Source organism: Actinosynnema sp. NPDC023658 (assembly GCF_040639995.1).
Taxonomy (GTDB): Bacteria; Actinomycetota; Actinomycetes; order Mycobacteriales; family Pseudonocardiaceae; genus Actinosynnema.
In genome coordinates this window covers 1-2188 of record NZ_JBFAAX010000910.1, presented here as the reverse complement: position 1 = coordinate 2188, position 2188 = coordinate 1, and the positions used below count along the sequence as shown (strand labels likewise).

Here is a 2188-nt window from a genome sequence, read left to right as displayed (position 1 = left end):
GTCGCGGACCCACCCGATTGCGGAGTTGAACCCCACGCCGGCGTCGCCCGGCCGCAGGGTCGCCCCGCGCAGCGCCGCCGCGCTGCCCCGGTGGTGGTGGCGCCACCCGACCGCCTCCGCCGCCCGGACCGCGGCGTCCGGCCCGACCCGCCGTTCCACCACGCGCAGCGCGCCGTCGACACCGGACAGGATGGCCGCCGTGGTGATGACGTCGCCGTCGTCCACGTACCGCGTCCCGCGCACCCAGTCCACGGCCGGGTAACGGTCCTCGAACGTGTCGACGCGCAGCCAGTGCGCGGTGGCGCGGTGGCCGTCGAGCAGCCCGGCCGACGCGAGCACCCCGGCTCCGTTGCAGATGCCGAGCAGCAGCGACCCGGCCGCCGCCTGCAGTTCAAGCCAGTCCGTGACCGGCTTCGACGTGTTCTCGCCCACGTCGGACATGGCGGGCACGACCACGACGTCCGGGGCCCCGCCGCGGAGCAGGCCGGCCAACCCGGCGAAGTCCAGGTCCGGCACCAGGTCGAGGCCACCGGTCAGCGGTAGCGGGCGGACCTCCGGCGCGACCGCGTACAGGTTGAACGCGCCCGTCGTCGCCAGCACCTCGTAAGGGGCGAGGGTGTCGGACACGACCGCACCGCGGTCACCCACCACGACCACGGCGGTGGGCTTGGCCGGGTCGTGCGCCACCCGCGCGGGCGGGGGAGCGGCGTCGTCGGCACGCGGGGCGTTCAGCTCGTGGAACGCGGCACGGACGGTCGGCACGCCGAACGCGGCGGGCAGCGCCAGGGCCGCGAGCACGAAGACCACCGCGGTCCCGGTGATCCGGGTGATGTCGCGCACGGCGCTCAGCACCCGTACTCGTGGCCGCGGCGCAGCATCGCGAAGACCATCGCCGGCAGCATCAGCACGTGGCCGGCCGTCATCAACGCCATCCCGGACAGCGCCCCCGCCCAGTAGAACGGCAGCAGCACCGCGAACGGCACGTACATGGCCGCCGACATCTCGGCCATCCCCGCCCAGCCGTGCCCGCGCACCCGCATCCACAGCGCCATCCCCAGCGACATGTTCGTCGCCATCACCAGCACGTGCGCGGTCACGACGTCGGCCAGACCCGGCCACGCGAACGACCAGACCGGCTCCAGCACCACCATGCCCGCCACCATCGCGACGGCCATCTCCAGCGCGTGCCGGGTGAAGCGCAGCACCCGTCGCGCCCGGTTCGTCGGTCCCGGCCGCTCCCGGTCGGTCGTGGTGGTCGTCTGCTCGGTGCTCATGGCGGCTCCTCCGTCGCGTCGTCCTGCCCTGCAACGGAAATCCTGCGTGGCCGGGGGCCGCGGGTCAGGTGCCGAAGGTCATGCGGGAGGTCATGTGACCTCAGCAGAGACCAAGCTCCCTGGCCCGCAGCGCCGCCTGCGTCCGGTCGCGCACCTGGAGCTTCGACAGCACGCCGGTGACGAGGTTCTTCACCGTGCCCTCGGCCAGGTACAGGCTCGCGGCGATCTCGCGGTTGCTGCGGCCGTCCGCGAGCAGCCGGACGACGTCGAGCTCGCGGTCCGACAGCGGCACGGGCAGCGGCTGCCGCGGCGCGACGTCGTCCTCCTGGGGCAACCGGGCCACCCTGGCCACGACCTTCGCCGCCACCGACGGCTGCAGCACCGACTCGCCGCGCTTGGCCGCGACCAGCGCCTCGACCAGCCGCGCCGAGGAGACGTCCTTGAGCAGGTAGCCCACCGCGCCGGCGCGCAACGCCGCGAACACGTCCGCGTCGTCGTCGAACGTGGTCAGCGCCAGCACCCGCACGCCCGGTTCCTCCACCCGGAGCCGGGCGGTGGCCGCGATGCCGTCCAGCACCGGCATCCGCAGGTCCATCAGCACGACGTCGGGCCGCAGCTCGGCGCACCGCCGCACGGCCTGCTCACCGTCACCGGCCTCACCGACCACCTCGATGCCGGGCTGGACCTCCAGCAACGTCGCCAGCGCCTCCCGGAACAGGGCCTGGTCGTCCACGATCAGGACGCGGACGGGCGAGTCCGGCGCGGTCACGCGGGCACCTCCACGGTCAGCGTCAGGCCACGACCGGCGGCCGAGTCGACCGACACCCGCCCGCCCAGCCCGGTCACCCGTTCCTCGATCCCCACCAGGCCGAACCCGCCGTCGGCCTCGGCGCGCAGGCCCCGGCCGTCGTCGC

The 2188-nt window shown here is 74.5% G+C and carries 3 protein-coding genes; all 3 read right to left on the bottom strand.

From position 1 onward, the window contains the following. Positions 1 to 852 (bottom strand): DJ-1/PfpI family protein (locus AB0G02_RS36295; protein WP_360803840.1); only part of this gene is annotated, 852 nt, incomplete at its 3' end. Then, positions 846 to 1274 carry a hypothetical protein gene (locus AB0G02_RS36290; RefSeq protein WP_360803837.1) on the bottom strand — a complete coding sequence of 143 codons (429 nt, stop codon included), beginning with the start codon at positions 1272 to 1274 and terminating at the stop codon, positions 846 to 848. The genes AB0G02_RS36290 and AB0G02_RS36295, both read right to left, overlap by 7 nt. Positions 1275 to 1374: 100 nt before the next feature. Beyond that, complete coding sequence (locus tag AB0G02_RS36285; RefSeq protein WP_360803834.1) at positions 1375 to 2043, bottom strand: response regulator transcription factor; 669 nt, start codon at positions 2041 to 2043, stop codon at positions 1375 to 1377. Between the last annotated feature and the right edge of the window lie 145 nt (positions 2044 to 2188).

Coding starts and splice junctions, on each gene's coding strand:
- AB0G02_RS36290 (WP_360803837.1), bottom strand. CDS start 1,274: ATGAGCACCGAGCAGACGACCACCACGACCGACCGGGAGCGGCCGGGA.